We start from the raw sequence: 15,610 nt of genomic DNA on the forward strand, positions 1-15,610 counted from the left end.
CTCAATAGGATGGCCGGGCTAGAGTACGCCCTTAAACAGCCGTTTTAAAATGGTCCAACAGGGGTTTTTCGCACAAAACAAAGATGACCGACCAGTCTACGACAGATGGTCGGCAACCCGGGTCACCTGTGACTGAACAGTTTATTGCTTGAATTCGAAATCCAGCGCGGCGCCTTCTACATCGCGACGCTCATCGTTACGCAGTTGCAGCTTCATCTCATTGCTGAGCAAGCGGCCGTTGATCTGGAACGCGCTGTTATCGGTGGGCTTTTCGCCGAACATCGGCGGCAGCAAGGGCACGCTCTTGGGTTTGGGCATGGTACCGATCGGCTGCAAGTGCCTGACCATGTCCGAAGGCAGGGACAGGTCCAACTGTGCCGGTGGCAGTTTGGTCTGGGCCACTTCATGGGCCGACTTGGACTTGCTCGCCACAGGTGCGCGCTTTTTGGTCTTCACCGCTTTTTTCACGGTGGCTGGGGCTTTTTTTGCGGGCGTTGGCTGCTTGACCGACGTTTTTTGCTCGGCACTCGCGGCGGGTTTAACGTCAGCCACCGGCGTTGCAGCCAGCACAGTGCAGACGTTGCACAGGCTTAACAGGCCAATCACCAAAGTTACGCGGAAAATAGACGTCATATCGCCAACAGCATTAACGGCAGAAGGCCATATGCTCGCTTGTTGTGCGTGGCATGACAAGGGCGCAGATCAATGTTGTCCCCTCTGCCCCCCTCAAAAGCCTGCTGCAGTTTCCTGGCACAGCTGGCTGGCAAGCATGCCCAGGGTCATCAATGCACGCTCTGCCTCGCGGTTCCACGGGGTGCCACAATTGAGACGGATACAGTGGTTGAACTGTTCGGTATTACTGAAGATCAGCCCTGGTGCAATGCTGATGCCCTGTTGCAGGGCACGCACGTGCAGCTCCTGGGTATTGACCCGCCCCGGCAAACTGACCCACAGGATAAAGCCGCCGGTCGGACGGGTCATCTGGGTGCCTTCGGGGAAATATTGCTGTACCGCCAGCTGGAAGGCGCTGAGGTTCTTGCGGTATTCCTGGCGAATGTAACGCAGGTGACGGTCGTAGCCGCCGTTTTCCAGGTACGCCGCCACGCCCATCTGCGTGACGCTGCAGGCGGAGTGAGTGCTGAACATTTGCAGGCGCTGAATCTCCTGCTGGTACTTGCCGGCGATCATCCAGCCGATGCGCACGCCCGGGGACAAGGTCTTGGAAAAACTCGAACAATAGATGACCCGGTCAAGACGGTCATAGGCTTTCAGGGCCTTGGTGCGGCCCAGTTCGAACATCAGCTCGCCATAGATATCGTCCTCGACGATCTGGATATCGAAATCCGACGCCAGGCGCAGCAATTGCTTCTGCCGCTCCTCCGGCATGGTGCCGCCCAAGGGGTTGCTCAGGCGCGTGGTCAGCACCAACGCTTTGATCGACCATTGGTTGGCCGCCAATTGCAGGGCTTCCAGGCTCATGCCTGTGGCCGGGTCGCTGGGGATCTCGATGACTTTGAGGCCGAGCAAATCGGCCAGTTGCAGCAAGCCGTAGTAAGTCGGTGATTCGGCGGCGATCAAGTCGCCGGGCCGGGTCAGCACGCGCAAGGACATCTGCAACGCATCGACGCAGCCGTGGGTGATCACCACTTCGGACGGATCCACGACTACGCCGGCATCGCGCATTCGGATCGCCACCTGGCGACGCAACGGTTCGAAGCCGGGGCTGAACATGTAGCTGAAGGCCCGTGGGCTCTGGAACCGCGTGACCTTGGCCAACTGCTGGTGCAGCGCCCGTACCGGCAGGTAGTCCACACTCGGCACCGCAGCGCCCAGGGGGAATACGCCTTCACGGCGTGACTCGACCAACACCTGCTGGATGATGCTGCTGCGGGTGACCAGCCCCGGGCGCTCGACCCGGGCGATGTCTGGCGTCGGCGCCGTGAGTGCCGGGGTCTGGTGCACGTAATAACCCGATTGCGGCCGCGCCCGAATCAACCCCTGGTCTTCCAGGTTGGCGTAGGCCTGCAACACCGTGGCATGGCTCACATTGAGCTGGGAGCTCATCTTGCGCACAGAGGGCACGCGCTCTCCCGGTTGGTAGACACCGCGCCGGATATCCTCAGCCAGTTGCTGGGCAATACGTTGGTAAAGCAACAGATTGGTCATGACGCAGCACTCGATTTCACGGCTATTTTATTTTTGTGTGAAACATACCAGCACAGTTTAGAAGTGTACGGGGACAGTTAACACAATAATCGAGCGCGAACCGTAGTGACAGCAAAAACTGTGAGGGAGTACGCGTGACAAATGTGGGAGGGGGCTTGCTCCCGATGACGGTGTATCAGTCGAAGATGTTGCAACTGAACTACCACTATCGGGAGCAAGCCCCCTCCCACATGCAATTGCGTCAGACTTTAGCGAGCGGCACCCAGTTGGCCCTTCTCGTCAGAGAACACGATTTCCACCCGGCGGTTCTGCGCGCGGCCACGCTCGGAGGCATTGGCTTCCACCGGGTATTGATCACCGTAACCCTGGACTTCGATACGCTTGTCGTCGACACCCAGGTCCATCAACAGGTCTGCCACCGATTGGGCGCGGTCACGAGACAGTTTGTGGTTCTCCTGCTCGCCCCCGGTGTTGTCGGTATAGCCCTCGATACGCACCCGACGCTTGGGGTTCAGTTGCAGAAACTGCACGATCTTGAGCACGGTGCGGCTGGCCGAGTTTTGCAGTTCGGCTTCGCCGGTATCGAACAACACATCCCCCAGGGTCATCACCAGGCCTCGGTCGGTCTGGGTGGTGAGGCTGGCGATCTGCGCTTCAACCCACTTGCCCTGCTGCTGCACACTGGCCAGCTTGTTTTCGCGCAGGGCCAGTTGCAGGCGCTGACGCTCCAACTCGAGCTGGGTGCCGCGCTCGGCATTGAGGCCCTGCTCGGTGTGTTCGCGGGCGATGGCACTGTAGCGCTGGCTCAGGTAGGCGTAATGCACCACGTCGGAGCCGCTCCCCCAGTAGCTGGACAGGCGATCGGCACGGGCCAGGGACTCGCCGGCGCGGATCACATCCTTGGGCGCAAAGCGCAGCACATTGGAGTCTTCCTTGACCTTCTGGAAGTCATCGCTCGCCTGCTGCAATGCCTGCTCGCTGCTGGGCTGGCTGGCGCATCCGCCCAGTGCCGCACTGCCCAAGAGCAACGCACAGCTCAAACCACGGATCATCGGGCTCATTGCGCGTCTCCCAATTGCAGTTGCTTGCGCAGGCGAGTGATACGGGTATTAAGCACGTTCAATTGTTCCTGGCTCTTGGCGGTCAGCACTTTTGCCTCGGCCAGGCGCGCATCCAGCTCGGCCTGCTCGGCCCGCATACGCGCGCGCTTGTAGGATTGGTCGGCCATGTTGGACTTGGCCCTGGCGAATTTTTCTTCGGCCAGTTTCAGTTCGGGCGATTCATCGGCGTTGACCCCGACCGCGTTGGCTTGCTCCAGGGCTTGCTGGGTCAGGCGCATTTGTTCATTCGGCGCAGGATCGGTTGCACATCCCGCCAGAGCGACAACGGCGAGGGCCGCGAAAAGAGGTCGAAAAATCACTGTAAATCCCTACTTTGTTGGGGTGCCGACGGGTTGTTGCAATTGCGCTTTCCAGCGCTCCAGATTGCGCTGCAGCGCGGCTTGCGCGACACCGGACGCGGGCAATTCTGTCATCTTTTTGGTCAGCTGTCCGCGCAGCCAAGGATCATTGCACGCCGAGTTATGGGAAATCGCCAGGTACAACCCGGGCTGATCGACAGGCACCTCATGGGCAACCAAGTCGTTACTCATGCCCAAGGTCTGGGCCATGGCCATGCCGGAATAGCGTCCCGCCAGCACGTAGTCCACCTCCCCCAGTAACAGTTTCTGGAACGCCGGCGTGAGATTCGGCAGGCGTTGCAGGCTGAGCTGTTGGCCGGCGAAGGTTTCGAATTCAGCGCTCAAACGGGCGCGCTCCGATACCGCACCCTTGTGGCCGTGCAGGTCAGCCGCCGTGGTATAGGCCAGCGGCGACTCCCTGCGCGTCCAGACCAGGTAGTCGGTCTGCATCAACGCCGGATGGATGTAGTCGAAGTTGTCCAGCTCACCGAGATTCAGTGGAGCATCAGCGAGAATATCCATGCGCCCACTGCGCGCCTCATCCAAGGCCAGGGAGCGTTTGCCGCCGTAGAGCAGGTCGATTTTCAACCCAAGGTCCTTGCCCACTTGTTGCAACACGTCGGCGGTAGCGCCGATCAGGTGCGTGGGGTCCTGGGGGTCGCGCCACAGCAAGGGCGGTGCGTCCGGGCTGCCGGTGATCACCAGGCGTTCGCATTTGCCGGCGGCGAATGACAGGCTCGGCAGCAGCGTGAGGCCCAGCAGTAAAGTCCAGGGGCGCAACTCCATGGCAAGGTTCTCCTGATAAGTAAAAAAAAACCCGGTCATAAGACCGGGCTCTTTATAAGTGAAGCAGCTGGATTAGACCAGCTTCGAAAGCTCTGGTACGGCTTCGAACAAGTCCGCCACCAGGCCGTAATCGGCCACCTGGAAGATCGGTGCTTCTTCGTCCTTGTTGATCGCAACGATCACCTTGGAGTCTTTCATGCCGGCCAAGTGCTGGATCGCACCGGAAATACCGACGGCAATGTACAGCTGTGGCGCAACGATCTTGCCGGTCTGGCCGACCTGCATGTCGTTGGGTACAAAGCCTGCGTCCACGGCTGCGCGAGAAGCGCCGACCGCAGCGCCCAGCTTGTCGGCCAGGGCGTACAGGTGTTTGAAGTTGTCACCATTCTGCATGCCACGCCCGCCGGAAACGACGATCTTGGCGGCGGTCAGTTCAGGACGGTCCGACTTGGCCAGCTCTTCGCCAACAAAGCTGGAAGTACCCGCGTCGTGGGCAGCGGAGACGGCTTCAACGGCGGCCGAACCACCTTCGGCGGCAACCGGGTCGAAACCGGTGGCGCGTACGGTGATGACCTTGACCGAGGCGTTGGACTGCACGGTAGCGATGGCGTTACCGGCGTAGATCGGGCGCTTGAAGGTGTCAGCACTTTCTACCGAAATGATCTCGGAGATCTGGTCAACGTCCAGCTGCGCGGCAACGCGTGGCAGGATGTTTTTGCCGTTGGAAGTAGCGGCAGCCAGGATGTGGCTGTAGCTTTTGCCCAGCTCTGCAACCAGAGGAGCCACGTTTTCCGGCAACTGATGCGCGTAAGCGGCATTGTCAGCGTTCAGGACTTTGCTCACGCCTGCAATTTTTGCAGCCGCTTCAGCCACGGCGCCAGCGCCTTGGCCTGCAACCAGTACGTGGATGTCACCACCGATTTTAGCGGCGGCAGCCACGGTGTTCAGGGTGGCCGGGGCCAGCACCTTGTTGTCGTGTTCAGCGATTACGAGGATAGCCATGATCAGATCACCTTCGCTTCGTTTTTCAGTTTCTCGACCAGTTCAGCCACCGACTTGACCTTGATGCCCGCGCTGCGTGCAGCCGGCGCTTCAACTTTGATGGTCTTGTTGGTGGAGGCGGTGGAAACGCCCAAAGCATCCGGAGTCACCGATTCAAGCGGCTTCTTCTTGGCTTTCATGATGTTTGGCAGGGACGCATAGCGCGGCTCGTTCAAACGCAGGTCGGTGGTGACGATGGCCGGCAGTTTCAGGGAAACCGTCTGGGCGCCGCCGTCGATTTCACGGGTGACCGCAACACTGTCGCCACTCACTTCGACTTTCGAAGCAAAGGTACCCTGGCCGTAACCGGTCAGTGCAGCCAGCATCTGGCCAGTCTGGTTGTTGTCGCTGTCGATGGCTTGTTTGCCCAGGATCACCAGCTGAGGCTGTTCCTTGTCGACAACGGCCTTGAGCAGTTTGGCAACGGCCAGGGAAGTCAGTTCTTCAGCGGACTCCACCAGAATGGCGCGGTCGGCGCCCAGGGCCAGAGCGGTACGCAGCTGCTCTTGGGCAGTGGTCGGACCGATGGACACCACGACGATTTCAGTCGCAACGCCTTTCTCTTTCAGGCGTACGGCTTCTTCCACAGCGATTTCGCAGAAAGGGTTCATCGACATCTTGACGTTAGCAAGGTCGACGCCGGAATTGTCCGCCTTGACGCGAACTTTCACGTTGTAATCGACAACGCGTTTGACAGCTACAAGAACCTTCATGGATTCCTCGTTACTCTCCGGTGAAAAGAAAGTCGCCTAGGCGAACCTGGCGGTTGATGCTCATCGGCACACAAGGGCACCTCCAAAGACCTCGGCAGTGGCCTTGCACACGGGAAAATGATGACCGTTCGTCAGCGGTGACTGAGAGGTCATTCTTTATCGCGGCGTGTAAACTGCACACCAGCTTACCTTTGGACGTGCTCTTGAAACCTGCAGTCTGCCTACGGGAAGCGCGAAACCGACCGTATCTTGACCGGAACGCCTATTCTGGTCAATACGGCAAAATGGTCAGTCATAAGCCCCGTTGCTTTGATTTACCTAGGCTGCGGGCAATTCAAACAAACGTTTGTATTGGACGCTGCCAGTGGTCTATATATAATGCGCCACCTAGAGAGACAGGTGGGTCGTGCCGTTGTGCATGACGCTACCGAACCTCCACCCATTAGAAAAAAAAGCCTGTTGAGCCTTGAGTAGGAGATAGCCTGTGGAACGCGAATACATGGAATTCGACGTGGTCATCGTCGGCGCCGGCCCGGCTGGCCTGTCTGCCGCCTGCCGACTGAAGCAGAAGGCCGCCGAAGCCGGTAAGGAAATCAGCGTCTGCGTGGTCGAGAAAGGCTCCGAAGTCGGCGCCCACATCCTCTCCGGTGCCGTGTTTGAACCCCGCGCCCTGAACGAACTGTTCCCGGACTGGAAAGCGCTCGGCGCCCCGCTCAACACCCCGGTGGTGCGCGATGACATCTATGTACTGCGCAGCGGCGATACTTCCACCAAGGTTCCCGACTTCTTTGTGCCCAAGACCATGCACAACGAAGGCAACTACATCATTTCCCTGGGCAACCTGTGCCGCTGGCTGGCCCAGCAGGCCGAAAACCTGGGCGTGGAAATCTACCCAGGCTTCGCCGCCCAGGAAGCCCTGTTCGATGAAAACGGCGTGGTGCGCGGGATCATCACTGGCGACCTCGGCGTCGACCGCGAAGGCAAGCCCAAAGACGGCCTGTACACCCCAGGTATGGAGCTGCGTGGCAAATACACTCTGTTCGCCGAGGGTTGCCGTGGACACATCGGCAAGCAACTGATCCAGCGCTTCAACCTGGACAGCGACGCCGACGCCCAGCACTACGGCATCGGCCTCAAGGAAATCTGGGAAATCGATCCAGCCAAGCACCAGCCAGGCCTGGTGGTGCACACCGCCGGTTGGCCGCTGGACATCATGGGTAACGAGAACACCGGTGGCTCGTTCCTCTATCACCTGGAAAACAATCAAGTCGTGGTCGGTCTGATCGTCGACCTGTCCTACAGCAATACCTTCCTTTCGCCCTTCGATGAATTCCAGCGCCTCAAGCACCACCCGGTGCTGGCCCAATACCTGGAAGGCGGCAAGCGGGTCAGCTACGGCGCCCGCGCGATCTGCAAAGGCGGGTTGAACTCGTTGCCAAAGATGGTCTTCAAGGGCGGCGCACTGATCGGTTGCGACCTCGGCACCCTGAACTTCGCCAAGATCAAGGGCAGCCACACCGCCATGAAGTCCGGCATGCTCGCCGCCGACGCCGTGGCCGACCGCCTGTTTGCCGAATCCGAAGGGGGTGATGAACTGACCGCGTATGTCGACAGCTTCAAAGCCAGCTGGCTGTACGAAGAACTGTTCGCCAGCCGCAATTTCGGCCCGGCCGTGCACAAGTTCGGCGCGATCATCGGCGGCGGTTTCAACTGGCTCGACCAGAACATTTTCGGCGGCAAGATTCCTTTCACCCTGCACGACACCAAGCCGGACTACGCCTGCCTGAAGCTGGCCAAAGACAGCCAGAAGATCGCCTACCCCAAACCCGACGGCAAGCTGAGCTTCGACAAACTGAGCTCGGTGTTCATCTCCGGTACCAACCATGAAGAAGAACAGCCGTGCCACCTGAAGCTCAAAGACCCGAGCATCCCGATCGGCACCAACCTGCCGCTCTACGATGAACCGGCGCAGCGCTACTGCCCGGCCGGCGTGTATGAGGTGGTGACCAAGGAGGACGGCGAGAAGCGCTTCCAGATCAACGCCCAGAACTGCGTGCACTGCAAGACTTGTGACATCAAGGACCCTTCGCAGAACATTACCTGGGTAACGCCGGAAGGTGCGGGCGGGCCGACTTACCCGAATATGTAAGGCTGCTCGAATAGTGGTTCTTCAGGCTGCACCGGCTGAATCAATGGCTTCTTCGATTCAGCCGGTGGACGCGCTGTCAGCGGTGTTGAAATCGCTGATCGGCTCAACTGACGGCATTGGTTTTCAACGACTCCAACAATTCGACCATTTCTTCAAAAGATTGGTTATCCGGTTGAATCTGCTCCCTCAGCTCCCAAATACTGTAGCGGTCATCGGACTGTGCCAGGTTAACCCCTGCCGTCTTCGCCGAACCAAAATCCACCGGATAACACTTGCGAGTATTGGCGTCGTAAAGAATATTCCTTGCGGCCAAATCATTGTGAGCAATGCCGGCGTTTTCCAATTCGACCAGCATATTCAACACGCTGGCTGATAAGCCCTCTGGCAAGGCTTTATCCCCGGCCATCAGTTGCTCAAGCGATTCTCCCGGCACTTTGGGCATACGCATATAGGAAACGGTGTCAGCAGCATTGCTGCCAAGGAACGTCGCACGCTGTTCTCCATAATATCGGTTAAATAACGCCACCTCATTTTTCATATCGGCAATGCGCTTGGCAGCCGGTAAAGGGAACGTTACTTTGATCACATAGTCAGCATCGTCCGGGTCGGCATACACCATCGCACGGGAGCCAAACCCGACGGGGTCTTTCAATCGTCCCTCAAGTTCATCCAGCCCACCGCCCGTGACTCCTCTTCGACGCCAAACACCCTGAGCATCGGGCTTGGCAACAATGGCGCTACTGGCCAACTGGTCGGGGTCATGTGGATCGACTACACGCAAAATGTAATGCGTGCCGTCCCCGGCATCAGGGGCATTGGCGACGTAATAGGGTCTGCCACCTAACTCGATTTCCCGCATACCTGGAAAAGAAGCGCCAGCATTGGGCGCTCTCATCAATTGCAGGTCGTTTGTCTGTGAGTCAAGTTCCCAGCGGTAGTGTTGGGCGGCAGTGCTATTGGTTAACGAGGGTTCTCCCAACTCTACATTTGCCTTCGCCATGGCAATTTCATGGGCCAGTTGCAGACCTGAGATCACCGCTGCGGCACCGCCGGCTACTCGATCATTTTGCGTCATGCCATCAACGGCGTCATGAACCCCGAAGACAATGTTGCCGGTGTTACCGATGATGGGCAGGTAACCGAAGGTATTGCCCCAAAATTCTTTCGCGGCTTTCCAGTTCTGCTGCGACGCACCAAAGACCTCAGTCTGGTCGGCCCACCTTGCGTCTTTTGCGTTAACAGCCTGAAAGTGAGAGGCAATGCCGCTCTTCAGATCGCCAAACTTCAGGTAATAATCGCTGTCTCTCGATTGGGTGTAATTGAATGTCTCCCGAACGGGTACGGCCCTATCCGCAAGCAGATTTTTTCTGCCTGGGAAGGTGGCGCTATTACCGTGAATAAGCGCCCCCAGAACATAGTCTGCCCTTGGCCAATGCGCGTCTTTGCCGCCTTGCCGGTCACGGGCGTTGAAACTGTTCTGCACATGAGCACGATTTCTTTCAGCCCATTTGGCAAAGTCATCATCCCCGTGCAATTCACTGACAGTGCCGCGTCTCAAATCGACCATTAAGCCTTTATCAGGTCGATGGTCATAATCACCGTGATAATGGACATAAGGAACAAAGGCATAACCGGTCAGAGAGTAACCGTATATATTTGGAACAACGACGTTTCCATTGTCCTCAAGTGTACGAATGATGGCTTTCTGGCCCGCCGGCGTAAGCTGACTGAACGTAGCCTTGTCGTCATGCAGACCTTGCAATGTCCCCTTGAGCACATAGGCGTCCGCTTTCCCCGAGCGCTCTGCTAGCTTGCCCTCAGGGTCGCGCATCGGCTTGGCTATTTCTTGCTCCCAATGACGTTGAAGTACGCTGCCCAGGGCCTCAAGGTCGTTGATCACTTCCTTGGCCTGCGCATTGATATGCATGCCTTGGGCGTTCAACTGGCCCCCCGGCGCCACTTTATCGTGCTTCAACGCACCGGCTGCAATTTGCCATGCCAAGTAGGTGCGTTCATCCTGATTAGTCAGATGCGAGACACCATTGAGTTCCTTGACGTAAGACTGGAACGTCACCGTGATTTTTTGATGTGGGTCGTACCCCGCCGCCAGCAATCCACCGCTGAAATAACCTGCAGGTTCCAAGAACGGACGCAGGTGCTGGAATCTGATATTGCGTTGGCCTTCGTCGCCAGTTTCCATAGTCCGGATCTGCGCAACAACGCGACCAGCATAGGCATTGATTCGCCGTTCACGCTCGCCAAACGTATACCTCGCGGTAGGCGGTGTTACATCGAGCGAGCCGTAAATTACACCCTTGGAAAAATCAAGTTCGTGACTCGGGTCAGGGGCGACTGTAGTGTTGTTGACAACACTCACTTTCATGCCTGCCGAACCGTTAACCTCACCTGCGGTTACAGGGTTTGCAGGCAGTGCAGAAACGGATTGCTGAGTGCTGATAAGCATCGTATGAGTGAGGGGCTGAACTTTCACGCGCACTACCTCCTTGGTCCCAGACGCTAATTCGCCTGGTGCAATCGTGAGTGCATAACGAGCCAGAGCAGTTCCGTTGCCACCGCGCTTAAACAGTTATCAGGTATTGCCCCCCTATTCGATCTTCATGCAAGCAAGGCTTATCTGGCAGGCGTACCCGGCAGACTCAGGCGGCTCGCTCTTCACCAGGGTTACGCAAAAAGTAACGCTTATATTCGCGACTGAACTGCGACGTACTCTGGTACCCCACGCTGTGCGCCGCCTGCGCCACGCTCATGCCCTCCACCAGCAGCAACTGCTGGGCCTTCAATAGTCGCAGGCGCTTGAGGTACTGCACCGGCGACAACAAGGTGCAACGCTTGAAATGTTCATGAAAGGTCGACGCACTCATGTGCGCATACCCGGCCAGCGTCTCGATATTCAGCGGTTCGGCATAATGGGCATGCAGGTGATTCAATGAGGTGGCGATGCGCGAAAACTGCCCCTGTTGTTCCACCAATGCACGCAGCACATCCGCCTGCGGCCCGCGCAAGGCGGTGAACAACAATTCGCGCACCCGCGCCGGGCCCATGATCCGGCTTTCCAGCGGATCGTGCAGGCACTGCAACAGCCGTTCGACGCATCCACGCATGACGTCATCGAGCACCACCGAACTCATCGACTCCAACGTCTGCGCCGTAGGCGGCGGCCCGGCCTGCATACCCATCGCAATCACCAACTCGCCCAACACCACCCGGTCGATGCCCACCGTCACGCCATACAGCGGCGCATCGGGCGCCATGGCAAAAGTCTCGCACTCGAACGGCACCGGCATCGCCTGGATCAGATAGTGCCCGGCGCCATACTCCAGGGTACGCGGGCCCAGGTACGCGACTTTGCTGCCTTGGGCCACGAACATCAGGCTCGGCTCGTAGATCTGTGGCCCACGCGCCACATCGCAACTGGCGCGCAATACCTTTACACCGGGCAGATGAGTCGGGGAAAAACCGTCGCGGGATGCAAGGCCCTCAATCAAGGCGACCAGGGTGGCATTGGCATCGAGATGGCGGGTCAGCAACATGGCAAAAAACTTCGCGAATTAGGGATGAGAGCATCATCGCAGGTCTGGCGACCAATACATCCAAACTTGAGGCAGTGTCGGACGAATAGGCATGAGACTCGGAGCAATCGCCATGGCCGCCGGTGCGCTCGGTACGCAGAATGGCTCGCCTCACTTGTCATTGCTTTTTTGCGAGGTTTCTTCATGTACACCGCCATCGGTTATGCCGCCCAGTCGGCCACCACTCCCCTCGCCCCTATGTCGTTTGAACGCCGCAGCCCGCGTGTCGATGACGTGGCCATCGAGATCCTCTACTGCGGCGTGTGCCACTCCGATATCCACCAGGCTCGCAACGAGTGGGGCATTGCCGTGTACCCGCTGATGCCGGGCCATGAAATTGTCGGTAAGGTCACCGCCGTCGGCGGCAACGTCACCGCGCATAAAGTCGGTGATCTGGTTGGCGTGGGCTGCATGGTGGATTCGTGCCGCCACTGCGAAGCCTGCCAGTCAGACCTTGAGCAATACTGCCTCGAAGGCCCGACCATGACCTACGCCACCCCGGACCGCGTGGATGGCAGCAACACCATGGGCGGCTACTCCGACAGCATCGTAGTCAGCGAACACTTCGTGGTGAAGATCCCGGCCAAGCTCGACCTGGCCAGCGCTGCGCCGATCCTGTGCGCAGGCATCACCACCTACTCGCCGCTCAAGCACTACGGCGTGAAAGCCGGCGACAAAGTCGGCATTCTCGGCATGGGCGGCCTGGGCCATATGGGCATCAAGTTCGCCAAGGCCATGGGCGCCGAGGTGACGCTGTTCACCCGCTCGGCGAGCAAGGCTGAGGAAGGCCGCCGTCAGGGCGCCGACCATGTGATCGTGTCCACCGATGCCGAGCAGATGAAGGCCGCTGCCGGGCACTTCGACTTCCTGCTCGATACCATCCCGGTGCAGCACGACCTGAACCCCTACCTCGATGTACTGCGCTTTGACGGCGTGCATATCCTGGTCGGCCTGATCGAGCCGGTAGACCCGCCCGTCAACGCCGCGAAACTGGTGCTGGGCCGTAAAGTGCTGGCCGGTTCGCTGATCGGCGGCATTGCCGAAACCCAGGAAGTCCTGGATTTCTGCGCCGAGCACAACATCACCTGCGACATCGAAATGCTCGACATCCACCAGATCAACGAGGCTTACACGCGCATGATCGCCGGTGACGTGAAGTACCGCTTCGTTATCGACATGGCGAGCCTCAAAGCCTGATCAGGCTTTGGCGCCCAACTCCGCTGACAGCCGGGCTGCGACCTGTTTGATCACAGGGATCAGCTCGGCCATTTTCTCCAGCGGCATGTAGGGCACGGTACTGGCGATGCTGATGCCGGCGACAATTCGCCCGCCGGCATCGCGCACCGGTGCGGCCACACAGCGGATCGACGGTTCGTTGTCTTCCAGGTCGAACGCATACCCGCCCGCTACATACTCGCCCATGCGCTGTTCGAACTGCGCCCAGGATTGCTCCGGGTGCTGCGGCCATTGCAGGCTTTTGCCCGTCGCCGGCAAGCTGGCGTGGTACAGGCGCTGCCACTCCTGCGGCGAATCATCCAGCAACAACGCCTTGCCGATACCGGTGCGCGCCAGCGGCATACGGTGGCCGACCCGCGAGCGCATTTCCGGACCATTGCGGCCAGGGTTCTTGTGCAGGTAAAGCACATCGTCGTATTCACGGATCGCCAGGTGGATGGTGTCGCCGGTGAGCGCCGACAACTCGTCCAGATAGGGTACCGCCAGGCTTACCAACGGTAGCTCTTCGCGGGCCTGGAAGCCCAGCTCGATCAACTTTGGCCCCAGCAGGTAACCAACCTGCGGCACCACGCGCAGGTAACGCTCCTCGACCAGGCAACTGGCCAGGCGGTGGGTGGTGCTACGGGTAGTGCCGATACGCCGGGCAATCTCTTTCAGATCCCGCGCACCAGCCGCCACCGCGTGCACCACGCCCAGGCCACGCAACAGGGTTTGGGTACCGGTGGGGGCGGCGTCTTTGACGGGGGTGTGGGCGTTTTCCTGCATATCGGGCCTATGTGGTAGTACGAAAACGAGCGGCATTATGGCAAATACCGCCCTCCTGAACACAGGAGATCCAAGGTGGGAGCTGGCTTGCCTGCGATGGCGGTGGGTCAGTTAAAGATAGGCTGGCTGACAGCCCGCTATCGCAGGCAAGCCAGCTCCCACAGTTTAATCTTCACAGGGCGAACATTAGCGTTGCTTCATGCGGTCGATGATGACCGCCAGCAGCAGGATCGAACCCCGGATCACATACTGGTAAAACGTGTCGATGTTCTTCAGGTTCATCGCGTTCTCGATGATCGCCAGGATCAGCACCCCGGCAATCACATGGCGAATCATGCCGATGCCGCCGCTCAGCGATACCCCGCCCAGCACGCACGCAGAGATCACCGTCAGCTCGAAACCCTGGCCGATCATCGGCTGGCCCGAGGTCATGCGCGACGCGAGAATCACCCCGGCCAATGCGCCGATCAAACCGTGCACGGCAAAGATGATGATCTTGGTGCGATCGACACTCACCCCGGCCAGCAGCGCGGCTTCCTGGTTACCACCAATGGCCATGGTGTTGCGCCCATAGGTGGTGTAATTGAGCAGCCAACCGAAGAACACGAAACACAGCACAGTGATGATGATTGGCACCGGTACGCCCATCAGTTGGCCATTGCCGAATACGAAGAAATCTTCATTCATCACCCCCACTGCCTTGCCGTTGGAGAAGATGTACGCCAGGCCGCGCACGATCTGCATGGTCGCCAAGGTGGCAATCAACGCATTGATGCGCAGCTTGGCAATCACGATGCCGTTGATCAGCCCCACCACCAGCCCCATGGCCAGTGCCGCCGACACGCCGAGTACTACGCTGTCGGTGTCACGGATCACGATGCCCGCCACCACCCCGGCACAAGCGATCACCGACCCCACTGACAAGTCGAAGTGCCCCGACGCCAGGCAGAACAGCATGGTGCACGCGGCGATGCCCACCGTGGATATCGCCAGCCCCAGGCCGCGCATGTTCAGTGGCGAAAGGAAGTTGTCGATAAATACCGCGCTGAGTACAAAAATGCTCAACGCTGCCAGCAGCATCACCCAGTCGTCGAGAAACTTGCGCTGGTTGAACCCCGGCCAGAAACCCTTTGCAGTTTTAACTTCAGACATAGCCAACCCCTCTCATTTCTTCAAGCCCGCGAACGCGGGAGCGCCAGTTGCAACAGGCGCGCTTCATCCGCTTGGGCGCGGGGCAGTTCACCGCTCAGGGCGCCTTCGCTCATCACCAGGATGCGGTCGGAAATGCCCATCACCTCCATCAGGTCGCTGGACACCACGATCACCGCTATGCCGCTGGCCGCCAGGTTATGGATGATCTGGTAAATCTCCGACTTGGCGCCGATGTCGATACCGCGGGTGGGCTCGTCCAGCAGCAGGACCTTCATCGGCATCGACAGCCAGCGGCCAAGAATGGCTTTCTGCTGGTTGCCGCCGGAGAGGTACAGGATCTTCTGCGCCGCGTTCGGGGTTTTGACCCGCATCGCCTGGATCTGCCGGTCGGCGTTAGCTTTCTCCCAGCCGTCGCGCAACAGCCAGCCAAAGGTGGAATGCGCATCCCGGGCACTGATGTTGATGTTTTCGGCGACGCTGCCCAGCGGGATGATGCCTTCCTTTTTGCGATCCTCCGGGCACAGCAAGATACCGGCGGCGATGGCGTCGCGGG

General features: G+C 59.0%; 14 protein-coding genes. 2 read left to right on the plus strand and 12 right to left on the minus strand.

The features are described from left to right. Positions 1-141: 141 nt before the first annotated feature. The 7 genes from E4P01_RS26795 to E4P01_RS26825 form a co-directional block, all read right to left on the minus strand. Positions 142-633 (minus strand): translation initiation factor 2, encoded by a 492-nt coding sequence (locus tag E4P01_RS26795; RefSeq protein ID WP_216091973.1) that lies wholly within the window; start codon positions 631-633, stop codon positions 142-144. A gap of 93 nt (positions 634-726) precedes the next feature. Further along, on the minus strand, positions 727-2,166 hold the full coding sequence (locus tag E4P01_RS26800; RefSeq protein ID WP_005790467.1) for a PLP-dependent aminotransferase family protein: 1,440 nt from the start codon (positions 2,164-2,166) through the stop codon (positions 727-729). A 248-nt stretch (positions 2,167-2,414) separates the two neighbouring features. Beyond that, positions 2,415-3,227, minus strand: coding sequence for an OmpA family protein (locus tag E4P01_RS26805; protein ID WP_078822082.1), 813 nt, complete (start codon positions 3,225-3,227; stop codon positions 2,415-2,417). Further along, a complete protein-coding gene (locus E4P01_RS26810) occupies positions 3,224-3,586 on the minus strand; it encodes a DUF4398 domain-containing protein (protein ID WP_005790472.1) in 363 nt (120 codons plus the stop codon). The genes E4P01_RS26805 and E4P01_RS26810 overlap by 4 nt, the downstream gene beginning before the upstream one ends. A 9-nt stretch (positions 3,587-3,595) precedes the next feature. Continuing rightward, positions 3,596-4,411 carry a transporter substrate-binding domain-containing protein gene (locus E4P01_RS26815; protein ID WP_078822107.1) on the minus strand — a complete coding sequence of 272 codons (816 nt, stop codon included), beginning with the start codon at positions 4,409-4,411 and terminating at the stop codon, positions 3,596-3,598. A 72-nt stretch (positions 4,412-4,483) separates the two neighbouring features. After that, complete coding sequence (locus tag E4P01_RS26820) at positions 4,484-5,413, minus strand: FAD-binding protein (protein ID WP_032879884.1); 930 nt, start codon at positions 5,411-5,413, stop codon at positions 4,484-4,486. Between the two features lie 2 nt (positions 5,414-5,415). Continuing rightward, on the minus strand, positions 5,416-6,165 hold the full coding sequence (locus tag E4P01_RS26825) for an electron transfer flavoprotein subunit beta/FixA family protein (RefSeq protein ID WP_005790477.1): 750 nt from the start codon (positions 6,163-6,165) through the stop codon (positions 5,416-5,418). Positions 6,166-6,649: 484 nt separating this feature from the next. Here E4P01_RS26825 and E4P01_RS26830 point away from each other — a divergent pair, with 484 nt between their 5' ends. After that, positions 6,650-8,314 (plus strand): electron transfer flavoprotein-ubiquinone oxidoreductase, encoded by a 1,665-nt coding sequence (locus E4P01_RS26830; RefSeq protein ID WP_032879883.1) that lies wholly within the window; start codon positions 6,650-6,652, stop codon positions 8,312-8,314. 103 nt (positions 8,315-8,417) lie between these two features. Here E4P01_RS26830 and E4P01_RS26835 read toward each other — a convergent pair whose 3' ends face one another. Next, positions 8,418-10,805: a hypothetical protein gene (locus tag E4P01_RS26835; protein ID WP_216091974.1), complete on the minus strand. Its 2,388-nt coding sequence runs from the start codon at positions 10,803-10,805 to the stop codon at positions 8,418-8,420. A 166-nt stretch (positions 10,806-10,971) separates the two neighbouring features. Then, complete coding sequence (locus tag E4P01_RS26840) at positions 10,972-11,865, minus strand: AraC family transcriptional regulator (RefSeq protein WP_005790482.1); 894 nt, start codon at positions 11,863-11,865, stop codon at positions 10,972-10,974. A 183-nt stretch (positions 11,866-12,048) separates the two neighbouring features. Here E4P01_RS26840 and E4P01_RS26845 point away from each other — a divergent pair, with 183 nt between their 5' ends. Next, positions 12,049-13,101 carry an NAD(P)-dependent alcohol dehydrogenase gene (locus tag E4P01_RS26845; protein WP_078822084.1) on the plus strand — a complete coding sequence of 351 codons (1,053 nt, stop codon included), beginning with the start codon at positions 12,049-12,051 and terminating at the stop codon, positions 13,099-13,101. On the opposite strand, the gene E4P01_RS26850 is transcribed toward E4P01_RS26845, so the two are convergent. From E4P01_RS26850 to E4P01_RS26860, 3 genes are all read right to left on the minus strand, one after another. After that, positions 13,102-13,905 (minus strand): IclR family transcriptional regulator, encoded by an 804-nt coding sequence (locus E4P01_RS26850; RefSeq protein WP_032879879.1) that lies wholly within the window; start codon positions 13,903-13,905, stop codon positions 13,102-13,104. Positions 13,906-14,091: 186 nt separating this feature from the next. Next, positions 14,092-15,057: an L-arabinose ABC transporter permease AraH gene (gene araH / locus E4P01_RS26855; protein WP_216091975.1), complete on the minus strand. Its 966-nt coding sequence runs from the start codon at positions 15,055-15,057 to the stop codon at positions 14,092-14,094. 20 nt (positions 15,058-15,077) lie between these two features. Further along, positions 15,078-15,610: ATP-binding cassette domain-containing protein (locus E4P01_RS26860; RefSeq protein WP_248130175.1), on the minus strand; the 533-nt coding region annotated here is incomplete at its 5' end.

This window comes from Pseudomonas sp. NCIMB 10586 (genome assembly GCF_023127895.1).
Lineage (GTDB): Bacteria > Pseudomonadota > Gammaproteobacteria > Pseudomonadales > Pseudomonadaceae > Aquipseudomonas > Aquipseudomonas synxantha_A.

What these genes read in the sequence shown, in the direction of transcription:
- E4P01_RS26795 (WP_216091973.1), bottom strand. Translation starts at nt 633, where the DNA reads ATGACGTCTATTTTCCGCGTAACTTTGGTGATTGGCCTGTTAAGCCTG.
- E4P01_RS26800 (WP_005790467.1), bottom strand. Translation starts at nt 2,166, where the DNA reads ATGACCAATCTGTTGCTTTACCAACGTATTGCCCAGCAACTGGCTGAG.
- E4P01_RS26805 (WP_078822082.1), bottom strand. Translation starts at nt 3,227, where the DNA reads ATGAGCCCGATGATCCGTGGTTTGAGCTGTGCGTTGCTCTTGGGCAGT.
- E4P01_RS26815 (WP_078822107.1), bottom strand. Translation starts at nt 4,411, where the DNA reads ATGGAGTTGCGCCCCTGGACTTTACTGCTGGGCCTCACGCTGCTGCCG.
- E4P01_RS26820 (WP_032879884.1), bottom strand. Translation starts at nt 5,413, where the DNA reads ATGGCTATCCTCGTAATCGCTGAACACGACAACAAGGTGCTGGCCCCG.
- E4P01_RS26825 (WP_005790477.1), bottom strand. Translation starts at nt 6,165, where the DNA reads ATGAAGGTTCTTGTAGCTGTCAAACGCGTTGTCGATTACAACGTGAAA.
- E4P01_RS26840 (WP_005790482.1), bottom strand. Translation starts at nt 11,865, where the DNA reads ATGTTGCTGACCCGCCATCTCGATGCCAATGCCACCCTGGTCGCCTTG.
- E4P01_RS26845 (WP_078822084.1), top strand. Translation starts at nt 12,049, where the DNA reads ATGTACACCGCCATCGGTTATGCCGCCCAGTCGGCCACCACTCCCCTC.
- E4P01_RS26850 (WP_032879879.1), bottom strand. Translation starts at nt 13,905, where the DNA reads ATGCAGGAAAACGCCCACACCCCCGTCAAAGACGCCGCCCCCACCGGT.
- araH (WP_216091975.1), bottom strand. Translation starts at nt 15,057, where the DNA reads ATGTCTGAAGTTAAAACTGCAAAGGGTTTCTGGCCGGGGTTCAACCAG.